At 71.3% G+C, this 23,606-nt stretch carries 21 protein-coding genes; 10 read left to right on the top strand and 11 right to left on the bottom strand.

Going from position 1 to position 23,606, the window contains the following annotated elements:
* Positions 1-3 precede the first annotated feature (3 nt).
* From ACFHW1_RS11655 to ACFHW1_RS11640, 4 genes are read right to left on the bottom strand one after another with little or no spacing between them, the layout of a single operon-like run.
* Positions 4-2,196: a dipeptide ABC transporter ATP-binding protein gene (locus ACFHW1_RS11655; protein ID WP_416615374.1), complete on the bottom strand. Its 2,193-nt coding sequence runs from the start codon at positions 2,194-2,196 to the stop codon at positions 4-6.
* 5 nt (positions 2,197-2,201) lie between these two features.
* Positions 2,202-3,098 (bottom strand): ABC transporter permease, encoded by an 897-nt coding sequence (locus tag ACFHW1_RS11650; protein ID WP_416554297.1) that lies wholly within the window; start codon positions 3,096-3,098, stop codon positions 2,202-2,204.
* Entirely contained in the window at positions 3,098-4,108 is a 1,011-nt protein-coding gene (locus ACFHW1_RS11645; RefSeq protein ID WP_416590836.1) for an ABC transporter permease, read from the bottom strand. The genes ACFHW1_RS11650 and ACFHW1_RS11645 overlap by 1 nt, the downstream gene beginning before the upstream one ends.
* 22 nt (positions 4,109-4,130) lie before the next feature.
* Positions 4,131-5,789 (bottom strand): ABC transporter substrate-binding protein, encoded by a 1,659-nt coding sequence (locus ACFHW1_RS11640; RefSeq protein WP_416554293.1) that lies wholly within the window; start codon positions 5,787-5,789, stop codon positions 4,131-4,133.
* 380 nt (positions 5,790-6,169) lie between these two features.
* Between ACFHW1_RS11640 and ACFHW1_RS11635 the strand changes: the two genes are divergently transcribed.
* Complete coding sequence (locus ACFHW1_RS11635; protein WP_416554291.1) at positions 6,170-6,685, top strand: hypothetical protein; 516 nt, start codon at positions 6,170-6,172, stop codon at positions 6,683-6,685.
* 126 nt (positions 6,686-6,811) lie between these two features.
* Here the strand turns inward: ACFHW1_RS11635 and ACFHW1_RS11630 are convergent, their stop codons facing one another.
* Both ACFHW1_RS11630 and ACFHW1_RS11625 read right to left on the bottom strand, forming a co-directional pair.
* Entirely contained in the window at positions 6,812-6,985 is a 174-nt protein-coding gene (locus tag ACFHW1_RS11630; RefSeq protein WP_416554289.1) for a hypothetical protein, read from the bottom strand.
* Between the two features lie 183 nt (positions 6,986-7,168).
* Entirely contained in the window at positions 7,169-9,277 is a 2,109-nt protein-coding gene (locus ACFHW1_RS11625; RefSeq protein WP_416554287.1) for a sulfatase-like hydrolase/transferase, read from the bottom strand.
* A gap of 234 nt (positions 9,278-9,511) precedes the next feature.
* On the opposite strand from ACFHW1_RS11625, the gene ACFHW1_RS11620 reads away from it, so the two are divergent.
* The 9 genes from ACFHW1_RS11620 (at position 9,512) to ACFHW1_RS11580 (ending at position 19,184) form a co-directional block, all read left to right on the top strand.
* A complete protein-coding gene (locus tag ACFHW1_RS11620; RefSeq protein ID WP_416554285.1) occupies positions 9,512-10,933 on the top strand; it encodes a cytochrome P450 in 1,422 nt (473 codons plus the stop codon).
* 8 nt (positions 10,934-10,941) lie between these two features.
* Positions 10,942-11,841: a terpene synthase family protein gene (locus ACFHW1_RS11615; protein ID WP_416554283.1), complete on the top strand. Its 900-nt coding sequence runs from the start codon at positions 10,942-10,944 to the stop codon at positions 11,839-11,841.
* Between the two features lie 122 nt (positions 11,842-11,963).
* Positions 11,964-13,547, top strand: coding sequence for a prenyltransferase/squalene oxidase repeat-containing protein (locus ACFHW1_RS11610; protein ID WP_416615372.1), 1,584 nt, complete (start codon positions 11,964-11,966; stop codon positions 13,545-13,547).
* A gap of 134 nt (positions 13,548-13,681) precedes the next feature.
* Positions 13,682-16,180, top strand: a complete 2,499-nt coding sequence (locus ACFHW1_RS11605) for a nitrate- and nitrite sensing domain-containing protein (RefSeq protein WP_416554279.1) — start codon at positions 13,682-13,684, stop codon at positions 16,178-16,180.
* A gap of 39 nt (positions 16,181-16,219) precedes the next feature.
* Positions 16,220-16,636, top strand: coding sequence for a roadblock/LC7 domain-containing protein (locus tag ACFHW1_RS11600; RefSeq protein ID WP_416554277.1), 417 nt, complete (start codon positions 16,220-16,222; stop codon positions 16,634-16,636).
* A 10-nt stretch (positions 16,637-16,646) separates the two neighbouring features.
* On the top strand, positions 16,647-17,033 hold the full coding sequence (locus ACFHW1_RS11595; RefSeq protein ID WP_123600961.1) for a DUF742 domain-containing protein: 387 nt from the start codon (positions 16,647-16,649) through the stop codon (positions 17,031-17,033).
* Positions 17,014-17,616, top strand: coding sequence for a GTP-binding protein (locus ACFHW1_RS11590; protein ID WP_416554275.1), 603 nt, complete (start codon positions 17,014-17,016; stop codon positions 17,614-17,616). Before ACFHW1_RS11595 ends, ACFHW1_RS11590 begins: the two co-directional genes overlap by 20 nt.
* A 150-nt stretch (positions 17,617-17,766) precedes the next feature.
* Positions 17,767-18,315 (top strand): hypothetical protein, encoded by a 549-nt coding sequence (locus ACFHW1_RS11585; RefSeq protein WP_416554273.1) that lies wholly within the window; start codon positions 17,767-17,769, stop codon positions 18,313-18,315.
* A gap of 524 nt (positions 18,316-18,839) precedes the next feature.
* Positions 18,840-19,184, top strand: a complete 345-nt coding sequence (locus tag ACFHW1_RS11580) for a histone-like nucleoid-structuring protein Lsr2 (RefSeq protein WP_282230225.1) — start codon at positions 18,840-18,842, stop codon at positions 19,182-19,184.
* A 157-nt stretch (positions 19,185-19,341) separates the two neighbouring features.
* Here the strand turns inward: ACFHW1_RS11580 and ACFHW1_RS11575 are convergent, their stop codons facing one another.
* The 5 genes from ACFHW1_RS11575 to ACFHW1_RS11555 form a co-directional block, all read right to left on the bottom strand.
* A complete protein-coding gene (locus ACFHW1_RS11575; protein WP_416554271.1) occupies positions 19,342-20,241 on the bottom strand; it encodes a DUF2726 domain-containing protein in 900 nt (299 codons plus the stop codon).
* Positions 20,242-20,571: 330 nt separating this feature from the next.
* Positions 20,572-20,817 (bottom strand): ferredoxin, encoded by a 246-nt coding sequence (locus ACFHW1_RS11570; RefSeq protein ID WP_416554269.1) that lies wholly within the window; start codon positions 20,815-20,817, stop codon positions 20,572-20,574.
* Between the two features lie 247 nt (positions 20,818-21,064).
* Complete coding sequence (locus tag ACFHW1_RS11565; protein WP_416615371.1) at positions 21,065-22,123, bottom strand: ferric reductase-like transmembrane domain-containing protein; 1,059 nt, start codon at positions 22,121-22,123, stop codon at positions 21,065-21,067.
* Positions 22,120-23,058, bottom strand: a complete 939-nt coding sequence (locus tag ACFHW1_RS11560) for an FAD:protein FMN transferase (protein ID WP_416554265.1) — start codon at positions 23,056-23,058, stop codon at positions 22,120-22,122. The genes ACFHW1_RS11565 and ACFHW1_RS11560 overlap by 4 nt, the downstream gene beginning before the upstream one ends.
* Before the next feature lie 4 nt (positions 23,059-23,062).
* On the bottom strand, positions 23,063-23,431 hold the full coding sequence (locus tag ACFHW1_RS11555; protein WP_416554263.1) for a hypothetical protein: 369 nt from the start codon (positions 23,429-23,431) through the stop codon (positions 23,063-23,065).
* Positions 23,432-23,606 lie beyond the last annotated feature (175 nt).

The raw sequence follows: 23,606 nt of genomic DNA, 5'->3' as shown, positions 1-23,606 counted from the left end.
AGGTCACCTTTCGGATGCGGTCAGCAGGTCGGGGATCTCCGGGGCCCGCCAGCAGGCCGCCCGGCTGCGCCCGTACGGCAGCAGCTGCTGTTCCTCTGTGCGGCACCGGCCGGTGACGAACGGGCAGCGGGCGGCGAGCGGACAGCCGGCGGCGGCGTCGGTCTCGTCGAGGTCCTTGAGCAGGTCGACCCGGCCGCCGCCGAACCCGGCGCCGAGACTCGGCGCGCTGGACAGCAACGCCCGGGTGTACGGGTGCGCCGGGCTGGTGAAGACTTCGTCGACCGGTCCTTCCTCGACGATCCGGCCCAGGTAGAGCACGATCACCCGGTCGGCGAAGCCGCGTACCGTGGCCAGGTCGTGGGAGATGAACACGCTGCCCCGGTCCCGGTCGGCGGCGACGTCGCGGATCACTTCGAGGATCTGCGCCTGCACGGTGACGTCCAGCGCCGACGTCGGCTCGTCGAAGACGATCAGGTCGGGGTCGCCGACCAGGGCACGGGCGATGCCGACCCGCTGCGCCTGCCCGCCGGAAAGTTCATGCGGGCGGCGGGCGAGGATCGACCGGTCCAGCTCCATCCGGTCCAGCGCGGCACCGACCCGTTCGGCCCGCTGCGGCGCCGGTACGCCGAGCGCGCGCAGCGGTTCGGCGATGGCGTCCGCGACGGTGCGGCGCGGGCTGAGCGCGCCGAACGGATCCTGGAACACCATCTGAGCGCGGGTCCGCAGGGTGCGCAGCGCCCGGCCGCGCAGCTCGGCCATCCGGGCGCCACCGATTTCCACGGTGCCGCTGGCCGGCTCGACCAGCCCGAGGATCAGCTTGGCCAGGGTCGACTTGCCGCAGCCGCTCTCCCCGACCACGCCGAGGGTTTCGCCGGCGGCGACGGTCAGGTCGACGCCGCGCAGCGCGTGGTGCCCGCCGCGGCCGAACCGGCTGCGGTAGACCACATGCGCGTCGTCGATGCGCAGCACCGTCCGCTCGGCGGCACCGGCCCGCTCGGCGGCACCGGCCCGCTCGGCGGCACCGGCCCGCGGTGCGGTGCCAGGCGACGCGGTGCCCACCGACGTGTCGACGACGGCCGGATCGGTGACCAACGGCCCGGTCTGCGGGTGGAAGCAGGCCAGCGTCCAACCGGCCGTACCGCCGACGGCAGTACGGTCCGACGCGACGCGGTCCGACGCTGCTGCCGGCACGGCGCCGGTCGGCGGACGCTGCGCGGCGCAGCGGTCGGTGGCATGCGCGCACCGGGAGACGAACGGGCAGTCGCCGGGCGGGGCGGTCAGCAGCGGCATCCCGCCGCCGGTGGCCCGGACCGGGCGGCCGTCCACGTCGGGCACCGAGGCGAGCAGCGCCCGGGTGTACGGGTGGGCCGGGGCCCGCAGCACCTGCGCCGCCGGCCCGCTCTCCACGACGGTGCCGGCGTAGAGCACCACCACCCGGTCGCAGACCTCGGCGATCGAGGCCAGGTCGTGCGAGATGAGCAGCACCCCGCGCCGGTCGGCGTCGGCCGCGTGGCGGAACTGGCGGAGGATCTCCCGGGCCAGGGTGACGTCCAGGCCGGTGGTCGGTTCGTCGGCGATCAGCAGGCCGGGCGCGCAGCCGGTGGCCAGGGAGATCATCACCCGCTGCGCCATCCCGCCGGACAGTTCGTGCGGGTACGCGTCGAGCCGCCGCTGCGGGCTGCGGATACCGACCGCCGCGAACAGTTCCCGGGCCGTCTGGCGGGCCTGCTGCCGGGTCATCCCCTGATGGGTGGTGAGCCGGTCGGTCAACTGCCGACCGACGGTACGGGTGGGGCTGAGCGCGCCGCGCGGGTTCTGGAAACAGATCGCCGCGCCGTGGCCGCGGTGGCGGCGCAGCTGCTCCGGGTCGAGCCGCAGCACGTCGACCGGGCCGCCGGTGTTGCCGGCACCGTCCCCCGGCCCGCCGCCGGGGTCGGCGGTGGCGTCACTGCTGACGTCGCCGCCGTGGAAGCGGACCCGGCCGGTGGCCTGCGCGCCGCCGGGCAGCAGGCCGACGATCGAGCGGGCCACCATGGACTTGCCGCCGCCGCTCTCGCCGACCAGGCCGACCACCTCGCCCCGGTCGACGTGCAGGCCGACCCCGCTGAGCGCGGCGACCTGCCGACCGGGCCGGCGGATCAGCACCGACAGGTTCTCGATGGCGAGCAGGTCCCGGGTGATCGTCGTCGGGTCCATCGCGGTCACCGCCGTTTCGCTTCCGCGCGTTCCTGCAGCCCTTCGCCGAGCAGGCTGAAGCCGAACACGCTGATCAGCAGGAACAGGCCGGGCGGCACCGAGGTCCACCAGCGGCCGGCGACCACGTCCGGTGAGCCGAGACTGATCATCGACCCCCATTCGGCGGTCGGCACCGAGATGCCCAGCCCGAGGAAGGACAGTCCGGCCAGGGTGAGCATCGCCCAGCCGCAGCCCAGCGGGGCGATCACCCGGACCGGGGTGAGGCTGTTCGGCAGCACGTGCCGCCAGAGCACGCCGAGGTGCGACGCGCCGGAGGTGACGGCGGCGTCAATGAACGGCAGTTCGCGTACCGAGCGGACCTCGGCCCGCACCAGCCGGGCGTAGCCGGGGGCGTTGACCAGGGCGATGGTCAGGATCAGGTTGACCGTGCCGCCGCCGAGCAGGGCGGCCACCGCCAGGGCCAGGATGAAGGTGGGAAACGCCTGGAAGATGTCGAGCAGCCGCATCAGCACGTCGTCGATCCAGCCGCCGAAGTAGCCGGCGACCAGGCCGAGGGTGGTGCCGGCGAGCACGGCGAGGGCGACCGCGGCGACCGCGATGCCCAGGTCGAGCCGGCCGGCGTGCAGCAGCCGGCTCCACACGTCCATCCCGTTGATGTCGGTGCCGAGCGGGTGGCTGCCGTCGGGCGGCAGCAGGGTGCCGGCCGGGTCGATTTCCTGCGGGCCCCAGGACGACAGCAGCGGCGCGGCGATCGCGGCCAGCGCCACCACGGCGAGGATCGTCGCGCCGACGGAGATCAGGACGGTGGCGAACCGGCCGCCCCGGGCGGTGCCGGTGGCCACCACCGGGGCGGCGGCGTCGGCGCTGTCCGCCGGTCCGCCGGCCGCGCGCAGGTCAACCATCAGATCTTCACTCTCGGGTCGAGGATCGCGTGCACCACGTCGGCGATCAGGAAGACGAGGACGTAGCAGACCGCGATGAGCAGCACGGAGGCCTGCACCACCGGGAAGTCGCGGTAGAGCAGCCCGCGCAGCGCCCACTGGCCGAAGCCCTGCCACGAGTAGACGTACTCGATCAGCACGGTCGACCCGATCGCGGTGCCGAAGACCAGGGCTGCCAGCGACGGCAGCCGAACCAGGGCGGAGCGCACCAGGTAGCCGCGGCGCAGCAGCCGGTCGCGCAACCCGTGCGCGGCGGCGGCGGTGTATGCCTCGGAGTGCAGCACCTCCAGCGCGGAGGCGCGCACACTGCGCAGCAGCGGAGCGACCACCACGATCGCCAGGGTGGCCACCGGCAGCGCCAGGTGGGCCAGCGCGGAGGTGAACGCCGGTCCGTTGGCGGTCAGCGCGGCGTCGACCAGCTCGGCGCCGGTGATCGGGGTGAGGTTGGTGTCCGGGGCGACCCGGCCGCTGGGGGCCGGGAACCAGCCGAGCATGCTGTATCCGACCAGCACCAGCACCAGGCCGAGCCAGAACTCCGGCACCGAGTTGCCGATCAGCGCCAGCACCCGGATGCCGTGGTCGGCTGCCCGGTCGGCGCGGCGCGCCGACCAGATGCCGCCGACCACGGCGATGAGCACCGCCACGGCGACCGCCAGCACCACCAGCTGCAGGGTGGGACCGACTCGCAGGGCCAGCTCACCGGCGACCGCGTTGCCGCTCTGGATCGACGTGCCGAGGTCGCCGGTGAGCAGCCCGCCCAGGTAGTCCAGAAACTGTTTCCACAGTGGCTGGTCCAGCCCGTAGCGGGCGCGTGCCGCCGCGGCCTCGACCTCGGTGGCGTTCGGGCCGAGGATGGTCCGGATCGGGTCCCCGGGGAGCACCCGGACCAGGACGAAGGTCGCGACGATCACGCCGAGCAGCACCGGTACGAGCTGCAGCAGCCGGCGGGCGACGAAACGGGCGATGCGCATGAGGGGTGGGTGCCGGGGTCGGTCAGGCCGAGGCGTGGAGGTAGCGCAGCCGGGCCAGTCCGTCCATGGGCTGGACCCAGCCGGCGACGTCCTCGCGTACCGGCAGGTTGAAGTTGGGTTGGCAGAGGATCGCCCAGGGCACGTCGGCGGCGAGGATCTCCTGCACCCGCAGCCAGAGTTCGTTGCGCTCGGCCGGGTCGACGACGGTGTGCGACCGCTCGTAAATTTCCTCCAGCTCCGGGTTGACGTAGTTGGAGTAGTTGAGGTTGGCACCCTCGACGAAGCTGGTGGCCAGCATGTACTCGACGTCGTTGACCCACAGCTGGCCGGCGGTGATCTGCAGCGGGATGTTCTTCTGCTGCCGCCGCTCGGCGAGGGTGGCCGGGTCCAGCGGGACCAGTTCCAGCTCGATGCCGACCTTGCGGGCCTCGCTCTGCACCAGGACCGCAATCTGCTGCTGGGTGTCGTTGTCGGTTGCGTAGACCAGCTCGGAGCTGATCTGGTCGACCCCGGCGGCGGCGAGCGCGGCGCGGGCGGCGTCCGGGTCGTAGCCGTACGGGTAGCCGCGCTCGTCGTAGCCGGGCATGTCCAGCGGCACCAGGCTCTTCGTCGGGCGGGCGTCGCCGCCGTACACGTTGTTGATGATCTGGTCGTACGGCACCGCGTGGGCGAGGGCCTTGCGAACGTCGACGTTGTCGAACGGCGCGGTGGTCACCGACATCTGGATGGCGACCTGCTCGTTGCTGGCCGCGGAGATGACCTTGACGCCGTCGGTGTTCTTCAGATCGGCGATGTCACGCTGGCCGATGCCCAGCGCCACGTCGATGTCGCCGGCTTCCAGCTGGAGCCGCTGGTTGGCGGCGGCCGGGACCACCGAGATCCGGATGGTCGTGGTCTGCGCCGGGTCGGGGCCCGGGTAGCCCTCGTTGGCGGTCAGCACGATCTCCTGGCCCTGCACGGCCCGCTCGACGTTGAAGTAGCCGCCGGTCGGGGCGTTGTTGGTGAACCACTCGGTGGCCCACGGGTCGGCGTCGGTGGCGTGCTTCTTCGCTTCCTCGGAGTCGAAGACGTACAGCGAGATCGCCTGGATCTGCCGGGTCAGCGCGCTGGGGAACGCCTGGGTGAACTGCACGGTGTAGTCGTCGACCACGGTGACCTGGTCCGGCTCGGTCAGGCCGATGGTCCGGTAGATGCCGGCGACGTTGGCCTGGGCGGCGAACGCCCGGTCCTTGGACCACTTGACGTCGGCGGCGGTCATCTCGTTGCCGCTGGCGAAGGTGACGCCCTGACGCAGCTTGAGGGTCCAGACGGTCTGGTCGGCGTTCGGCTCGAACGACTCGGCGAAGGTCGCCATGACGTTCTCGGTGTCGAGGATCCGGGAGCCGTCGACCTCGGTGACCCCGTAGTCGATCATGTACGGGAAGACGTTCTTGTACAGCATGAGCGCGACCGGGTCGAAGCCGACGAAGTCCTGGTCCCAGCTGCTCAGGTAGCTGGAGACGGCGATACGCAGGGTGTCGGCGGAGGTGCCCGGGGAGGCGTCGTCGGAGCCGTCGGTGCCCGATCCTGAGGCACAGGCGCCGGTGGCGAACAGGAACGCGCCGATGCCCCCGAACTGGAGCACCGACCGGCGGGAGAGGGCGGGCGAGGCGGAATCGCCCCGCGGAGAGGTACCAGCCATGGGAGAAGACCTCCGTCGTGAACGGCGAGGGTGACCTTGCATTCAGGTAGCTGTGCGTTCAGGTAGCGGGTCGAACGGCGAAGCGGGCCGCGAAGCACGACGCGCCCACCCCGTGTTCTATCAGGCTGAACGTTCGTGAACAAGAGGCGAAATCCGTTCACCGAGACTGTCCCGGCGTATGGCGAGGCAGAGAAGCCAAACAGCCGAGTCCACCCGCGCAACCTTGTTCACAGAGTTTCACACACCTGATACACAGCACCGCTCCGACCACCCGCAGGTGATCGACAAAAGTTGATGCTGGGCCTAAGCTGCCAGATTGACCTCTGGTAGCGCTCCCAAAGCCGTCCCCTGCCGGAGGCGCACCGAGAGGAGGAACAGTCATGCGCCGCTCTACCGCGAGCGTACTCGTCGGGGTGGCCGCCCTGACACTCGTCGCCGGCTGCACCCCGCCCCCGACGGGGTCCCCCGGCACCCCGTCGGTCCCGGGCGTCGACACGCCGACCGAGACCCGCGAGCCGATCCAGGTCAACGTCGCCGAGGCGCTCAATGTCGCTCAGCAGGAGTTCGACCTGATCGCTGGCGGCGACTGGTCGGGTGCCTGGCGGCTGTGGACCACCGAGGCCCAACAGTCGGTTCCGGAGGACGTGTTCGTCGAGACCAACGAGACGTGCCCGGTGCAGGACGGCGTCGAGTTCCAGCTGCAGGAGGTCACACCGGTCGACGAGACGGCCGTCGACCTGACCTGGCGCCGCGAGGACACCGTGGGCAACAGCTCACTGCGGCTGGTGCAGGACACCTGGCGGTTCGACCCGGGCGGCGGCGTGCTCGTCGAGTACGCCTCGGGCGCCGCCGACGCGATCGAGAAGCGCCGGGCGGCCGGCAGCTGCCCGGCCTGACCCTCGGGCCTCCGCCGGTCGTTCCCTGGGCCGGCGGAGGCCCGGCTTCGACCGGCGGAGGCCCGGTTCGGCAGCGACGGACCCAACCGCGCTGCGAACCGGGCAACCTGTCGCGGCTCGCCGCCGTTAGCGGTGCCGCTTGTTCCGGTGCAGCGCGTCCCCCGCCCGCCGCAGCAGGTTCGAGGTGCGCGACGGCCCCTTGCGGGACTCCACCACCGAGCTGAGCTTGCGCGCCCCGGCCGCCGCCAGCGGCACGGCGACCGCGACGACCGCCCAACGCTTGATCATCCTGCCGACCATGGTCGCCTCCTTCGGTCCGGCGTCGGCACCCGCACGTCGCGCCGACATCGACCCTGGCTGGTGCCGTATCGACGGTTCCGGCGCGTGCTGTCGGCAGACACATACCCAGCAGCCGGCTCCGCTAAGCCTGAGCTGGACACGATCCATCGGGTGGACCGTCCGCAGGTGGGCGGGCAGCTCGGATCAGCCGGTGGTGGGCAGGCGACGAACGGTCGCCGCCGCACCGGACCGGTCGTCATCGACCGGATCCGCCGGGTCGACGACCAGGAACAGCTCCAACTGGTTGGAGCCCGCGACGAACAGCCGCTCGTCCGGGATCAGCCCGACGAACCGGAGCTGCCCGGCACCGTCGCGCGCCGCCTGAACCACGGTGCCGACCCGCCCGTTCAGCGCGACCGCGAGCGGGGCGCCGACCGGCACCGACTCCGGCAGGGTGCCGTGCACCAGCGCCGGGATCTTGCCGCGCTCCGCCCGGACGTCCTGGTACTCGGACAGATTCGTCACGGTCGCCGGCGGGCCGGTGCCGACCACGGCCAGATCGTCGACCGCCGCGCCGATCAGGTCGGCCGCCGGCAGCGGCGGGAACACCGGCCGGGCGCTGGCACCCGCCCGTACGGCGGCGAAGTGGACCGGGCCGTCGATCGTCACCGGCTCGCCTGGTCGCGGGTCGAACCGCTTGTCGGTAGTCTCCCGTTCGCCGCGCAGCGCGGAGATGCCGTCGGTACGCCACGGCACCTGCACCCCGGCGTGGTCGGCGACGGTCGGCAGCAGGTCGACCTGCTCCCAGTTACGATCGTCAATCCGTCCAACCTGTTGGCCGGGTTCCTTGACGAACAGCGGCACCCAGGCGAGCTCGGCGGCGGCGGCGAACTGGTCGTCCATCTCCCGGCCGGCGATCCCCTCGCTGAAGCTGCCGCCGTGGTCGGAGGTCACCACGATCAGCGCGTCGTCGTAGAGGCCGTTCGCGCGCAGCGTGCGCAACGCCTCGCCGATCAGCAGATCCGTGTAGCCGACCTGCTGCAGATGCCGCTGATGGGTGAGCCGGGCCCACCAGGGTCCGTCGTACGGCAGCCCGCCCGGACCGTCGTACCGCATCCCACTCGGCAGATAGGTCCACGGCGAATGGGGCATCAGCAGGTGCAGAAAGTGCAGCGTCGGGGTGTCCCGGGGTTGCAGCGAATCGAGGAACCCGGTGAACCTGGCCGGCTGGTTCTCCTTCAACCGGCTCATCCGAAACCCGGGGCCGGCGTCCGGGGACTTGTCGTTGGCCCGAATGTCGTCGGCCACCGTCGGTTCGCGGAAACTCGCCGCCGGGTCGTCCAGCGAATCGTCCGGGGAGATCAACTGGCCGTACAGTGCCGCGGTTTCCCGCAGCATCACCGGCAGGCTGCCCCGGTCCTGCCCGGGACGTCCCCGACAGTGCTGCGGCGGGCAGAGCTGGGTGACGTTCTCCCAGGCCTCGATCTGGTAGGCCGGTCCGAGCAGGGTGAACAGGTTGTCCGGGTGCTGTGAGTAGTGCGGTGTCAACTCCCCGGTCGGGTACCGTCCGGTCAGCATCGCCGGCACCGCGTTGACGGTCTTGCCGCTCACCGTGGTGGCGTTGCGGTACCAGGTCGAGCCGGCCGCCAGCCGGGCAAAGTTCGGCACCAGCTCGGCGTCGATCTCACCCTGCTCGTCGAGCAGCGACACCAGCGGGAACTCATCGAGGATGATCATGACGACCGGCGGATGCGGACCGATGCTGCGCACCGGCGCGCCGGACGCCCCCCGGCCGAGCAGCACCGCCGACGACGGCGAGGCGAAGACGAACAGCAGCACGAACGCCAGCGGACCGACCGCGGCGACCCGCAGTACCTGCCGGGCGACCGTCGACCTGGCGAACCCCGCGAGCAACACGGTGGCGACGACGACGGCGAGCACCACCAGCAGCGGGCCCCGCACATCGATCAGCGTCTTTCCGATCTGCACGATGAACAACACGGTCAGACCGCCGAGCTGGGCCAGATGGGTCCACCGCCGGACCGTCGCCCCGGCCAGCCCGGCCAGCCAGCCGAGACCCCACAACAGCACCGGCGGAACCAGCACGATCACCGCGACCAGGGTGAGAACGGCGGCCGGTCCGGCACCGTGAAAGAAGAAGAAGTCCGGGCTGCGACCGATCACGTCGAGCAGCGGCTGGGCCACCACGAGCCCGCAGAGTGCGATCAACTCCACCAGATAGGGCCAGCCGGACGCCCGTCGGGGGCTCGGCTTCGGGTCGTCGGCACCGGTGCCGGGCTGCGTCTGGGTCACCGTGCACTCATACCACACCAGGCCATGTCGAATGCCGGCGCAGACGACCGGACGGCTGGCGCGCCGAAAAGTGTGCGCACCAAGGGAGAATTTAACATCTATGAACCTAGATTGGCCGTGTTCGTCATGGCATGATCAGCCGAACGTCGTCCTATGCTTTCAATCAGTCACTAGTCGACCCGGTGGACCCCTGCGGTCAGGTGGCGGAACGGAGATCGTGTGCAGGGTGACAGCATGACGGGTCGAACACCCCGACCGGGTGCCTCTTCCGCCCCGATGCGTCCGGTCGCGGCGCTACGCGTCCTGCCCGGGCTGGTCCGCGACCCGCTGCGGACCCTCGTCGGGCTCACCGCCGACGCCGACGGCGGCATCGTCCGGCTGTCCGCCGGACCGGCCCGGCTCTACCTGGTCAGTGATCCCGCTCAGGTGGCGCACGTGCTGCGGGACAACGCGACCAACTACCTGCGCGACGGCCGTGGCCTGCTCTGGCGGCCCATCCTGCGGTTGTTCGGCGACGGCATCCTCAGCGAAGGTCCGGTCTGGTCGGACAGCCGCCGTACGCTGCAGCCGCTGTTCACCGCACGACGGCTGGACGCCCTCACCGACGACCTGGCCACGGCGATCGCGGACGCGACCGGGCCGCTGGCCGACGCGGCCCGGCACGGACACACCGTCGACATCGGCGCCGAACTGGCCCGGCTGGTCTGCCGCGCCATCGTCCGGGTCATGTTCGCCGACCGGTTCACCACCGATCAGGCGCTGCGGATCGCCGCAGCCCAGGACACCATCGCCACCGCCGTACTGCCGAGGCTGCTCCTGCCATTCGTGCCCAACTCGGTCCCGCTGCCCCGCGACCGCGCGTTCCGTCAGGCCGTACGGACCATCGACGAGATCGTGCTGCCGGTGGTACGACAGGCCCGGGCCGACGGCGACGACACCGACGACGTCGTCGGGACCCTGGTCCGGGCCCGCGACCGTGACGGCCGGGCCTTCGACGAGGCGCAGATCCGCAACGACACGGTGGCCATGTTCGCCACCAGCACCGAAACCACCTACGGCGTACTGACCTGGCTCTGGCCGCTGCTGCACCGCCTCCCGGCGGTCGCCGACCGGCTGCAGCGGGAGATCGACGAGGTGGTCGGCGGCGGACCGGTCCGCCGCGACCACCTGCCCCGGCTGCGCTACACCCGGATGGTGCTGGACGAGTTGCTGCGGCTGTACCCGGTGGCCTGGCTGATCCCACGTACCGCGCTCGCCGCCGACGTGATCGACGGGGTCCGCATCGAGGCGGGCGCGCAACTGGTGGCGAGCCCGTACCTGACCCACCGGTTGCCCACGGTCTGGCCGGACCCGGAGCGGTTCGACCCCGACCGGTTCGACCCCGACGGTACGGAAGACCCCGGTACCGGTCCGTCGGCGGCGGCACGGCGCCGGCAGCGGTACGCTCACTTCCCGTTCGGCGGCGGGCCGCACCAGTGCCTCGGCCAGCACCTGTTCTACCTGGAGGCGTCGCTGATCGTCGCCACGGTCCTCAGCCGGTTCCGGGTGCGGGTGACGGACGGACGGCTGCCCACGCCGCAGGCCGGTGCGTCGGTACGGACCGACGCACCGGTACGGGTCCGGATGGAACCTGCTGCCCTCTCCCGGACGGTCTGATGCACTCGATGTCCTCATCGGCCGCAGCGAACCTGCACAGCGCGGCCGAGAACGGCCGGATCTGCGCGATCGCGATCCACGGTCAGCGTGACCTGGCTGAACACACCCGGGCCTACCCCGGTCTGTTCCCGGCCCGCCCGTTCGACCCGGCGGTCAGCGCCGCGATCTCGCTGGCCACCGCGTTCGCCGCGCCCTGGTGCACCCCGGAGCAGCTACGGCTGGCCAACCGGGCCGCGCTGTGGGTGTTCGCCGCCGACTGGTTGATCGACTACCGGGCCACGACTGACGACGAGATCGTCGCCCTCGTCGACCGGTGCCGTGCGGTGGCGCACGGCGCCGCGGCCGGACCCGACGACGAACTCGGCCGATTCCTCGCCGACCTCGTCGCCGAACTCGACCAGGCACCCGCCTTCGCCGCCCGACGGGACCGCTGGTGGGCCGAGCTGGACCGGACGCTCACCGCCATGCACCGGGAATGGCGGTGGAAGGCGGCCCGCCGCACCGCCCCGGCGGAAGCCGGCCCGACCTTCGCCGACTACCTCGACAACGCCGACAACTTTGGATCGACCTTCGTCAACGCGACGCACTGGCTGCGTCTGGGTGACGGCCCGACGCTCGCGCACCTGACCGAGCTGATCACCGTCAGTCGGGAGGTGCAGCGGGTGCTCCGACTGGTCAACGACCTCGCCTCGATCAGGCGGGACACCACCTGGGGTGACCTCAACGCGCTGCTGGTGACCGCCGACCGGGGTGTCGTGGAGGACCAGATCGGACATCTGGTGGACCGGTGTCGCGACCTGCTGCGGCCGTTGGAGATCCGCTGCCCCAACCAGGCCGCCTACCTGTCCCGGCAGCTGGGATACACCAGCGGCTTCTACCGGGTCACCGACTTCTGGGGCGAGCTGTGACGGTCACCGGAAGCCGGGCCGCGCCCAGTGGCGGGCCCGCCACGACCGGCCCGGTCCCAGGCCGTGCCCGACGGTACGCCGGCCCCGTCACAGACAGTTGGGACCGGGCCGCGCAGGAAGTCGTGGACCGGCTGCCCGGTCAGCCCTGGGGCCACACCGACGTCTCCGTCTACGAGACAGCCCGCCTGGTCAGCCTCGCCCCCTGGCTGACCGGGCACCGGACTCGGGTGCGACATCTGCTGGCCAGCCAGCAGCCGGACGGCAGCTGGGGCGGTCCGGGCGGCTACGCGCTGGTCCCGACGTTGAGCGCCGTCGAGGCGCTGCTCGGCGTCGCGGCCGTACCGGCGGCGGTCCGGTCCACCGCCACGCCGCTGCCCGACGCGACGATGCGGGGGCTGACCGCCGCGCACCGGATCCTCGCCGCGACGACCGGCGGGACACTGCCCGACACCCCCGCCGTCGACCTGATCGTGCCGGCGCTGGTCGACCGGATCAACCAACGGCTACGGCACCGCCCCGACCCGCCCGCGAACGACCCGGCGCCCGACGCCCTACTACGGCTGCGGGGTGAACTCGACTCCGGCCGGCTGGACGCGGTACGCCGGCTGTCCGCCGGTGGCCGGCCGGTGCCGACAAAGCTGCTGCACGCGTACGAGACCTTCGCCCACCAGGCGGCGCCGCTGAGCCGTCCAGTGGTGGCGCCCGTGCCGGCACACCCGCTCACGGGATCCGGGACGGGCCGACGGGCCGGCACGGTCGGCGGTTCGCCGGCCGCCACCGCGGCCTGGCTCGCCACCATCGACCCGATCCGCACCGAAATCGACCCGGTGCCCGCGCGCCGCTACCTGGAAACGGTGGTACGCGAACACGACGGTCCGGTGCCGTGTGCCACGCCCGTCGCCGTGTTCGAGCGGGCTTGGGCCCTGACCACCCTGCTGCGCGCCGACGTCGCCATGCTGGTGCCGCCCGAACTGCCGGGATCCCTGCGTGCGGCGCTCACCCCGGCCGGTGCGGCGACCGGGGCGGGCCTGCCGCCGGACGCCGACACCACCGCCGTGGTCCTGCACTGTCTGGCGCTGCTCGGACAGCCAGCCGATCCGGCGGTGCTGCTCGATTTCCGGGCCGGCGACCACATTGCCACCTGGCCGGGTGAGGACGGCGCCTCGGTGACCACCAACGCGCACGCCCTCGACACCCTTCAGGCGGTCGGGGGTGGCCGGCGCGCCGCCGACCTGGATGTACTCCGCCGGTCGATCAGCACCTGGCTGTGCGACCAGCAGCAACCCGACGGCTCCTGGCAGGACCGCTGGCACGCCTCGCCGTACTACGCGACCGCCGCCTGCGCGTTGGCGTTGTCCGCCGCCGGCACCGGGGCCCGGCCGGCAGCCGCCGTGCTGCGGGCGGTGGACTGGGTGCTGCGTACCCAACGGCCGGACGGCTCCTGGGGGCGCTGGCACGGCACCGCCGAAGAGACCGCGTACGCGGTACGGATCCTGCTCGCCACCACCGACCCGCCCAGTGACCGGATGCTACGGGCCGCCCGCCGGGGTGCCGCCCATCTCGTACCGTCCACCGCCGACCAGGGGCCGGCCCTCTGGCACGACAAGGACCTCTACCAACCGATCACAGTGGTCGCGGCAGAGATCGTGGCCGCCGGCAAACTCGTTCACCGGGCACGCGTCACCGGCTCCAACAGGCACGCTTGAGCACCGGACCGCGACGCTGCTAGCGTGCGCCGTGCCCATGCGCTCATGAACAGGCGCGGCGCGGTCCGCGCATGTACGGCCAGGAGTAGCAGGCAGATGACGAGACATTCGCAGGTCAGGCCGGGGACGGTGTAATGGTGTCACGCGGATTTCACCTGCGTACCAAGATTGTCGCGCTGCTGCTGTCGCTCAGCGCGCTGTGGGCATTCGCCGCATGGGTGACCCTGCGCGACGGCCTGAATTTATTGTGGGTGCAGACCTACGACAGCCAGATCTACCAGCCGAGCGAGCCGCTGCTGCTCGGGCTGCAGTCCGAGCGGCGCCTGGCGATGGCATACCTGGCCGGGCCGACCGACGAACGCCGCAGCGAACTGGTCGAGCTGCGCGAGGCGAACGAACGGCTCGCGGACGAATTCCGGGCATCCGCCCAGCACTGGTGGGCGGACCTCGCGGCCGGCGCCGAGCTGGAACAGCAGGTCGCCGACACCGTGCAGTGGCTGACCGAGCTGCGTGTCACCCGCGACGCCGTCGAGGCACGGGAAGTCGACCGGGGCAGCGCACACGAGGACTACACCAACACGATCGCCGCGTTCTTCCAACTGTTCGGTGCGCTGGGCAATCTCGACGAACGCGACATCGCCGACGACACGGCGACCCTGACCGATCTCAACCGGAGTCAGGAACTGGTCGCCCAGCAGGATGCGCTGATCGCCGGTGTGATCGTCGCGAAGCGGTTCACCGCGGCCGAGCACACCCGGTTCGTACAGCTGGTCGGCGCACAGGAATTCCTCGTCAACGCCACCGTGGTGAACCTGCCGGAACCGGACCGGGCCCGGTACGCGGAACTGGTCGACAGCGACAGCTACAAACGTTTCCGGAACGCTCAGCAGCGGATCGTCGCGAGCGGGCCGTCCTCCTCGTCGGCACCGTTGACCGAGGCGCAGTGGCGGCCCGCGACCGACACGACCATGTCCGATCTACGCACGATCGTGCTGGCCGGCGGCGACGACCTCGTCGACCGAGCCGTGCCGGTGGCCCTGCTGGTACTGCTCCGGCTGCTACTCGCGGCCGGTCTCGGCATGCTCGCGGTCGTCGCGTCGATCATCATGTCGATCACCACCGCGCGGGCGATCGTCGCCCAGCTCGAACGGCTCCGGGACGCGGCGCACCGGCTGGCCGAGGATCGGCTGCCGGGCGTGGTCGACCGGCTCGGCCGGGGCGAGGAGGTCGACGTGGCGGCCGAGGCACCGCCGCTGGAGTTCGGCAACGACGAGATCGGGCAAGTGGGCCGCGCGTTCAACCGGGTGCAGGAAACCGCCGTGCGCACCGCCGTGGAACAGGCCGAGCTGCGGCGCAGCGTACGCGACGTGTTCCTCAGCCTGGCCCGCCGGACCCAGGCGCTGGTCCACCGGCAGCTCACCCTGCTCGACTCGATGGAACGCCGGGAGGAGGACGCGGACAAGTTGGAGGAGCTCTTCCGGGTCGACCACCTGGCCACCCGGATGCGGCGCAACGCAGAGAATCTGATCGTGCTCTCCGGCTCGACCCCCGGCCGGACCTGGCGCCGCGACGTGCCGATGGTGGACGTAGTCCGGGGTGCCATCGCCGAGGTCGAGGACTACACCCGGGTGACCGTCGCTCCGATCGGGCAGGTCTCGTTGGCCGGCCGGGCCGTCGCCGACGTGATCCACCTGCTCGCCGAACTCATCGAGAACGCGTTGTCGTTCTCCCCGCCGCACACCACCGTCCAGGTCAAGGGACAGTTCGTCGCCAACGGCTACGTGGTGGAGATCGAGGACCGCGGGCTGGGCATGAGCGACGACGAGCGAGCCGCCGCAAACGAACGGATCACCGAGCATCCGGAGTTCCGGTTGTCCAGCACGGTCCGGCTCGGCCTGTTCGTGGTCAGCCGGCTGACCGAACGCACCGGCATCCGGGTGCACCTGAAGGAGTCGCCGTACGGCGGATCCACCGCTGTCGTGCTGATCCCACGGGAACTGGTGGTGCCGGGCGACGAAGCCACCGACCCGGATCTGCGCTCCAGCGGCCGGCTCCCAGCGACGGTGCCTGCTACCTCCGACACCATCGATACGCTGCCCTTGGCGGCCGCAGCCGGCCCGGGTCGGGCCGCCGAGCGGCATTCCACCGTGCGGGCGGTCGCCCCGGTGGCCGCCACCGCCCGCTCCGAGCCCGGACCGGCACCGGACGGCGACACACCGGCGACGGCCGCACCGGCGGGACGTCCGGCCGGGCCGGCGGAGCCCGAGCCCCAGCCTGACCGCGTCCGGGCCGCCCCGCCAGCCGGGCCACACACCTCGACGTACACCCCGTCCGGGCTACCGGTCCGGGTACGCTCCGCAGCCGCCGGATCCGCCGGTGGACCGGGTGCGAACCGGCCCGACAGGTCGCAGCGGGACCGGCACCCGGACGGCGAGCCGGCCGATCCCCCTGCCCGCCCGGCCGAGCAGGTACTACGGATGATGAGCGCATACCAGAGCGGAACGAGGCAAGGTCGATCGGACGCGGCACGACTGCCCGACGCGCCGCCGCCCGAGGACTCTGCGACGGCGCCGCAAGGACAGTCACCGGCCACCGCACCGGTCAGCGACGACCGGAACCCACCATCGGCGTGAGCCTCAGCGCTAGGGCTGGCACGAACAGGAGAACCACTGATGCAGCAGACCGCCTCGATCGCGGACCTCACCTGGTTGCTCGACGATCTGGTCGGTCGGGTCAAGCAGGCCGAGCATGCGATCGTGCTTTCCGTGGACGGCCTGTTGATGGCCGCCTCGGCCGGCCTGGGACGCGACGACGGCGAGCACCTCGCAGCACTGGCCGCCGGAATCCAGAGCCTCGCCCGCGGCGCCGGCAAACGGTTCCATGGTGGACCGGTACGACAGACCATCATCGAGATGGAGTCCTCGTTCCTGTTCGTCACGGCGGCCGGGCATGGTGCCTGTCTCGCCGTACTGGCCAGCGAGGAGACCGACGTGGGACTGATCGCCTACGAGATGGCGATGCTGGTGACCAGGGCCGGCAAGTACCTGGCCTCCCGCACCCGCCCGGCCGAGAACCACACAGAGAAGTGACCCGGCGACGATGAGCCAGTCCGACGAATCCGGTGAGGACCGGTGGATCGACGACCACGCCGGGCCGGTGGTCCGGCCGTACGCGATGACCGGCGGCCGCACCCGGCCACGCCGCGGCCGGTTCGACCTCATCTCGTTGGTGCTGGCCAGGCCACGGACCCCACCGGGGGAAGCCGGTCTCGGCCCGGAGCACCTGGCGATCCTGGACCGCTGCCGCGAGCCGCTGTCGGTGGCCGAGGTCGCGGCCTACCTGGATCTGCCCCTCGGCACCGTCCGAGTCCTCCTCGGCGACCTGCTCGAACACGCACTGGTCGAGGTACAGGAACCCCGTTCGGCGTCGAACCCGACTGACGACAGCGTATTCGAGGCGGTTATCAATGGACTACGAGCGCTCTGATCCGGCCGGCACCAGGCCGATCGCGCCGACCGCGGTGAAGGTGCTCATCGCCGGCGGCTTCGGGGTGGGCAAGACGACCCTGGTCGGTTCGGTCAGTGAAACCCGGCCACTGCGCACCGAGGAACTGCTCACCGAGGTCGGGGTCGCCGTCGACGACGTCTCCGGCGTGGAGGAGAAGTCCACCACCACGGTGGCGATGGACTTCGGCCGAATCACCCTCAGCGAGGACCTGGTTCTCTACCTGTTCGGCACCCCCGGCCAGGAGCGCTTCCTCTTCGTCTGGGACGAGCTCGCGACGGGCGCGCTCGGAGCAGTGGTTCTCGCCGATACCCGGCGGCTGGCCGACTGTTTTCCGTCCATCGACTACTTCGAGCAGCGGGGAACCCCGTTCATCGTCGCGGTCAACTGCTTCGACGGTGCCCGGCAGTACGCGCTCGGCGAGGTCCAGTTGGCGCTGAACCTCGATCCGGACGTGCCGGTGGTGCTCTGCGACGCCCGGCAACGGCAGTCCGGCAAGGAGGTCCTGGTGAAGCTGCTGGAACACGCCCGGGATTACTCGCGCCGGTCGGCTGCAGTCGGATAGCCGCCCCTGATAGCCGCCGGCCCGACCGACCTCCGGCACCGGCCGGCGGGACTTCCGGCCCTGCCGCCCTGCCGGGAAATCCCCTGACAATCGATGTGTCGGAGAGAGCGCCGGACACCGACACCGGTCAACGACAGGGGAGGGATCGAGATGGCAGGCACCACACACCCGGCACCAGCCACCACCGACAGGGGATTCGCCGCCACGCCAGCCGAGACCCGGTTCGGCGAGGTCGTCTGGGCAGTGACCAGACTGGCCCTCGGATTCGTCTTTCTCTGGGCTTTCCTCGACAAACTCGCCGGTCTTGGCAAGTCGACCCCCAGTGAGCGAGCCTGGATCAATGGCGGATCCCCGACCACCGGGTACCTCAGCAACGTGGAGGGCCCGTTCAGCGGATTCTTCAGCGGCATGGCCGGTCAGGCCTGGGCCGACTGGTTGTTCATGGTCGGCCTGCTCGGCATCGGCGTGGCGTTGATCCTCGGCGTCGGAATGTGGGTCGCCGCAGTATCCGGCTCGTTGTTGCTGACCCTGATGTGGCTGGCGTCGCTGCCGATCGCCACCAACCCGTTCCTGGACGACCACCTAGTCTACGGCCTGGTGCTGCTCGGTCTGGCCGCGACGGGCGCCGGTTTTCGGTACGGTCTTGCCAGCTGGTGGCGGAACCTGCCGCTGGTACGGCGCAACGCCTGGCTCCGCTGACCCACCCGGGTCGGTCGACCGTCACGGCCCCGCTGAGTGAACTCAGCGGGGCCGACCGCTGTCCGCGCAATTCGACGGCAGGGATCGCACATGAGCGCCGGCTGCGGTGATCACCGCAGCCGGCACCCACGTCCATCAAACGGCAGCTACCGAGCATCCGAACCGGATGCTCACCGCTCCTGCGGTCGTCGCCTGAACCAGGCGATCGTCACTGCTCCTCTATCCTAGAGAGCTGCCGTCGGTTCGGTAATGGATTGTGGGCCATCCCACGTGGTGTGGGCGGCCAGTGCCGGCGGACCAGATGATCAGTGACCCCGCCGGGCAGGCATTGACCCCCGCGCCCGGATGCCGGTTTTCCTCGACCGACCGCCCCCTGGCCAGCGCCAAATGGTGTCCGGATCGAGATCCGGAGCCGGCGAACGCCGACCGCCTGACCACCGACAATGGCCGAAGTGTTGCGGAATCGATGGCCAATGCGTCAGACTCAATTCCGAACACGGCCGTATCCCGAGGAGTGAGCATCTGTGGCCAAGAAAGTCATTACTCTGCTGACCGACGACCTCGACGGCAGCGAGGCCGACCGGACGGTCGAGTTCTCGCTGGACGGTGTCACTTACACCATAGATCTGTCCGAGAAGAACGCCGGCAAGCTGCGCAAAGCCCTGGACACGTACATCGCCGCCGGCACCCGGGTGAGCCGCAGCAGCGCCGGCGGCCGGGGCGGCCGCGGGAGCTACTCGGCCGCGCCGGCCCGCTCCGACCGCGAGCAGAACCGCGCCATCCGCGAATGGGCAGCTAAGAACGGCTACCCGGTCTCCGAACGCGGCCGCATCCCGGCAAACGTGATCGCCGCGTACCACAAGGGCTGACCACCCGTCGGTCACATTCCCGGCAGAGTTGCCCACGCGTCACTCGGGCAGCTAGGTTATCGGCGCCGGCGGCACCGCCGGACGATTTTGTCCAGCGGAAGGGCGGACATCCGCCGGCGCCACCGCCCCATCGGCCAGATGGCCGGGAGGCACGCGATCAGTCGAACGACACATGGTCGAACGCGAACTCGCCACTCATCTCGGCACGGCGGGACAGCAAGGCCCGCAACTCGCCGGCCAGCTCGTGACGCTTACACAACTGCGGCTCACTGAGTTCCAGTGTCGTCAACCGCTCCCCGACGGCCGCCGCCGCCAGGTCTTCAGCGAATCGTCCGGGCGCTATCCCGAAGTGCAGCCGGTGCGGCCAGATCCGTACCCTTTCGAACAGCAGCCCACCCTCGCCGGCAGTCAGCCAGGCCCAGCCCTCTGCGCCGCCGTCCTTCCATTCGAGGTGCAGGCCACGTAGGAGCGGATCGGACAGCTGCCGGCTGACGAAGGCCTCCACTGCCCGGACGCGGGCCACCGCGCCCAGATCATTGACCCGGCCGGTCCGACCGTCTGGCAACCGGCCGACGATGTCCCGGTAGCTGATTTCCCCGACGATCTCGCCGGACCACAACCCGGCCGCGCTCTGCTGGAACGTTCGTGCGTCGAGCACGTACTCCACCACCCGCCGGCCCGGACCGGTCGCCGTCAACGCCGCCGACTCGACCCGCAGCACCGCCAGGCCCACCGCTTCGCACACGGCGTCGGTCATTCGTTCGTCGCGTCGCTGCTCTGCGGTCCGGTCGGCGGGGTCGACGAAGTCGGCCACGAAGACCGGACGGTAGTCGTCGGCAGCACAGACCACGAAATCGAACCGCGCCCGAGTGGCCACACTCCATTGCCGGGTGGTAACACCCGGCGGACGTCCACCTACCAGCTGCCCGAGTCGCCGGCCCGGCACGATGACACAGCCGGCACGGTCGAACAGCTCGCCGCGCCGAACGCCCGCAGCGTGTTCCGCGAGGCTGAGAACCGGGCGCAGCCAGGGCTGCCGGACGTCGTCGTTGGTCATCAGATGCCTTCCGTGGATACTGCGGCCTTTCAGGCAGGGGAGGATACGGACTCCTGCGGAGCAGGGCAGGGAGAGTCGACTCGCCGCCGGAGCGCATCGACGTCCACGTTGCCTTTCCGGTGACGGCAGGAGATTCGACCCGTGAGAGTCGAATCTCCCCGCTTCAGCAGAGGAAGATGTCAAGGTCGTGTCCTTGGCTTGCTCGCCACGCCGCGACCGACGAGGCCTGCCCATGCTAGACGCCTGTCGACCAGGGAAGGACGGCGGCGGTACGTGTGGGTCAGCGCGGCGACAGCGGCACGCGGTCAGCGGCGCCGACGGCAGAACCGGTCAGGGTCGCCGACGCGCCGGCTGGGCGGAGGTCAACCGCAACGCGAGCTCCGGGCAGTTCGCCACGGCACGGTCGGCGTGCCGGCGCAGCTCCGCAGGCACCGCCGGCTCCCGGCTGCCGTCCCGGGAGATCGGAAAGCCCCAGTCGTCACGGATCAGCAGCTCGGGCAGCAGCTCGATGCAGAGACCCCGACCGTCACAGCGAGCCCAGTCAATCTGCAACCGTGCACCGTGCGGATCGTTCACCTGTCGTCACTCCTAACGACGTCACCCGGTGAGCCCGGGTGTGGATCCTCTTCACGCTGGCATCCTATCCGCCCTGAAGCTGAAGGACAGAGCTGCACGAGTTACACGTACCGTGTAGGTCTATGGCTGAACACGAAGGCATCCGTACCGGCAGACATTGCGTTTCGCGATGCATGCCCACTTGGTCTTCGTGACGGAGTTTCGCACGAGGTGTTCGGCGATCGGCACCCGGCCCGCATTGAGGCGATCATGCGGGACGTGTCCGGGCTCTCACCCCGCCCTGAGGGCCGGAACGCTGGCCCGCAATCCGATAGCCGTCGGAGTCACCGGACGGCGGGATGGCACCGGCCTCGGGTGGTCGCCGGGCGACGAAGTCACCATCGGCGTCAGCGTCGGGCAGCCAGCCCGGCGGGTCCGCCGGCTGGGAGACCGATCCCGGCTTGCGGTACATGTCCAGCAGGCTGGACGGTACGGAGGCGGCCCGTCCGCCTCCGTAGGAACCGACCGGGTGCTCTGCCTGACCTGCCGCCGCAGGCGGCCGGTCCCACATCGGCCCGGTCGGCTGGTACCTGGCAGGTTGGTAGCCGGCGGGTGGGTACCCGGCGAGAGCGGCAGGTGGGTACCAGACAGGCGCGCGGTCGCCTGGCGGATCGGCGGGCAGCCAGTCGGTCGGCGGGCGGACGGCTGCCTCGTCGGTTGTGGGTCCCGACCGCCGGTGCGATCCGCCGGGGGCCCGCCCCCCGGGTCGGGGAGCGTCGTCGGTGGCCCGCCGTCGCGACCGGGGCCGCACCCACAGCAGCAGGCGCCAACCGAGCGCGCCCAGCACAGCCGCCAGACATCCGGCGTTGACCGCCACCATCCAGGTCTGGCCGCTGTCCGTACCGGTTCCGACCGAGTGGCCGAGCGCCGCCGGCCAGGCGGCGTACGCCAGCCAGTGCAGCGCCCGCCACAACCGCACCTCGATCCGCCGACGCAGCAGACTGGTCACCACCAGCACCAGCATCACGTCACTGGCGAGCGTGCCCAGCCCCATGTACAGCGGACGGTACTCGGCGCCGAACGGCACGAACAGGTCGTACACCCGGAGCTTGGCGTACGGGTCGAAGAGCAATGTGACCACGTGGACCGTCAGCAGCCCAACCGCCAGCAGCGCCGCGTTGCGGTGGACCAGGCTCACCGCAAACCGGGGCAGCCCGAACACCGGCCGGCCCGACCGGCTGCCCACTCCCAGCACCACGACCACCGACAACAGGACGAGCGCCGTCACCCCGGTGCCGCGCGCGACGAACCACCCTGCCTCCGTCACTGTGTCTCCTCCTCCGCGGACCAGCCTCCGACGGTCCGCACCGTGCCGTCCCCGGCCACCAGCCGGGCCGGTGCCCCGAGACCTGCGAGCCACCGATCGGCGGCCGCACCGCGCACCAGCGCCGCGGTGCTCAGCGTGTTCGCCCGCACGCAGCTGTACGCCGCCACGGAGACGCTGCGCCACACCCGGCCCGTCGGCGTACCGGTGCGGGGGTTGACGATGTGGTGCATCGTGGCGTCTCCGGCGGTCCACTGCCGGCTCACCGTGCTCGAGGTGGCCACCGCGCCACCGGCCGGCAGACCGATCACGCACGCCGGATCCGACGGACGGTCCTGCACCCGGATCCGCCAACGCTCGTCCGGGGCCGGCCCCGCAGTGGCGATGTCGCCGCCGAGGGCGACCAGCACACCGACCCGGCACCGGCGGGCGACGTCCCGAGCACAGCGATCGGCTGCCCAGGCCTTTGCGGTCGCGCCCAGGTCCAGCTGCACCCCGTCCGGTACGGTCAGTTCGGTCCCGTCGAGCCGGACCTGACGCCAATCCGCGGCCGGCAGGACGGTCCGCGCCACGGCGGGCCGGCCATGCAGGGTCACCCAGCGCAGATCCTCGTCGTAGCCCAGCCGGCACAGCGTCGACCCGACGGTCGGGTCGACGTCGCCGTCGGTCTCGCGGGCCGCCCGCAGCGCCACCGACACCAGGCCGGCGAGCAGCGGGCTGATCCGTACCGGCGTTCCTCCGCTGCGGCATGCCCGGACCAGTTCGGAGTCGGCGCGGAACCGGCTGCAGGCGGTGTCGACGGCGGCCAGCACGTCGTCGACGATCGTTCGGGCCGCCGGCACCGCCGCAGGGTCGCTCACCACCACCCGGGCCAGCGTCCCCCACACCTGCCACTGCGCGCAGTCCGGCCCGACCGGGATGGTCTCCAGCAGCGGCATCGCCTCACGACCCGCCGGAGGTGGCCTGGCCGGGTTCGCCACCACCGCCGGTCACCGGCGGAAACTCCGCCGTCGGCGGGGCCTGGCCGACCGGCTGGTCCGGCTCGGTCGCGCCGTCCGGGGCAGGTTGTCCGTCGCCGGCCGTCGCCGCCGGATCGGTACCCGCCAGACCCGGGGCGGGTTGCCCGTCGACACCGGCCGGCTGCGGCGCGGTTTCGCCCTGCACGCTGTCCGCCGGAGTGTTCGCGTCCTGGTCCGCCGTGTGATCGGCGTGCGCCACCACAGCGACGCCGAGCGTGCCGGCGATGCTCGCCACGGCCAGCCCGCCGGTGATCATTGTTACCCGCCGCAGCCCCAGCTCCCGCTCCCCCACGTGGCCTCCCGAATCGCCGTACCCAGCGGACCGCCCGCCGTCAACCCGGGATACGGCTCCGACGGATGCCCGGTTCAACCGACCGGGCACACACCCCCGGCGGGTTCGTCAGGTTCTACCGGCGACGGATTTACAGCGCTGATGATCGATGACACCGTGTCCACAGCGGAGGGCA

The sequence above is a fragment of the Micromonospora sp. LOL_014 genome (genome assembly GCF_048060245.1).
Lineage (GTDB): Bacteria > Actinomycetota > Actinomycetes > Mycobacteriales > Micromonosporaceae > Micromonospora_E.
This window is presented reverse-complemented; position numbering and strand designations above follow the sequence as displayed.

Coding starts and splice junctions, on each gene's coding strand:
- ACFHW1_RS11655 (WP_416615374.1), bottom strand. CDS start 2,196: ATGGACCCGACGACGATCACCCGGGACCTGCTCGCCATCGAGAACCTG.
- ACFHW1_RS11650 (WP_416554297.1), bottom strand. CDS start 3,098: ATGGTTGACCTGCGCGCGGCCGGCGGACCGGCGGACAGCGCCGACGCC.
- ACFHW1_RS11645 (WP_416590836.1), bottom strand. CDS start 4,108: ATGCGCATCGCCCGTTTCGTCGCCCGCCGGCTGCTGCAGCTCGTACCG.
- ACFHW1_RS11640 (WP_416554293.1), bottom strand. CDS start 5,789: ATGGCTGGTACCTCTCCGCGGGGCGATTCCGCCTCGCCCGCCCTCTCC.
- ACFHW1_RS11635 (WP_416554291.1), top strand. CDS start 6,170: ATGCGCCGCTCTACCGCGAGCGTACTCGTCGGGGTGGCCGCCCTGACA.
- ACFHW1_RS11630 (WP_416554289.1), bottom strand. CDS start 6,985: ATGGTCGGCAGGATGATCAAGCGTTGGGCGGTCGTCGCGGTCGCCGTG.
- ACFHW1_RS11620 (WP_416554285.1), top strand. CDS start 9,512: ATGACGGGTCGAACACCCCGACCGGGTGCCTCTTCCGCCCCGATGCGT.
- ACFHW1_RS11615 (WP_416554283.1), top strand. CDS start 10,942: ATGTCCTCATCGGCCGCAGCGAACCTGCACAGCGCGGCCGAGAACGGC.
- ACFHW1_RS11605 (WP_416554279.1), top strand. CDS start 13,682: ATGGTGTCACGCGGATTTCACCTGCGTACCAAGATTGTCGCGCTGCTG.
- ACFHW1_RS11600 (WP_416554277.1), top strand. CDS start 16,220: ATGCAGCAGACCGCCTCGATCGCGGACCTCACCTGGTTGCTCGACGAT.
- ACFHW1_RS11595 (WP_123600961.1), top strand. CDS start 16,647: ATGAGCCAGTCCGACGAATCCGGTGAGGACCGGTGGATCGACGACCAC.
- ACFHW1_RS11590 (WP_416554275.1), top strand. CDS start 17,014: ATGGACTACGAGCGCTCTGATCCGGCCGGCACCAGGCCGATCGCGCCG.
- ACFHW1_RS11585 (WP_416554273.1), top strand. CDS start 17,767: ATGGCAGGCACCACACACCCGGCACCAGCCACCACCGACAGGGGATTC.
- ACFHW1_RS11575 (WP_416554271.1), bottom strand. CDS start 20,241: ATGACCAACGACGACGTCCGGCAGCCCTGGCTGCGCCCGGTTCTCAGC.
- ACFHW1_RS11560 (WP_416554265.1), bottom strand. CDS start 23,058: ATGCCGCTGCTGGAGACCATCCCGGTCGGGCCGGACTGCGCGCAGTGG.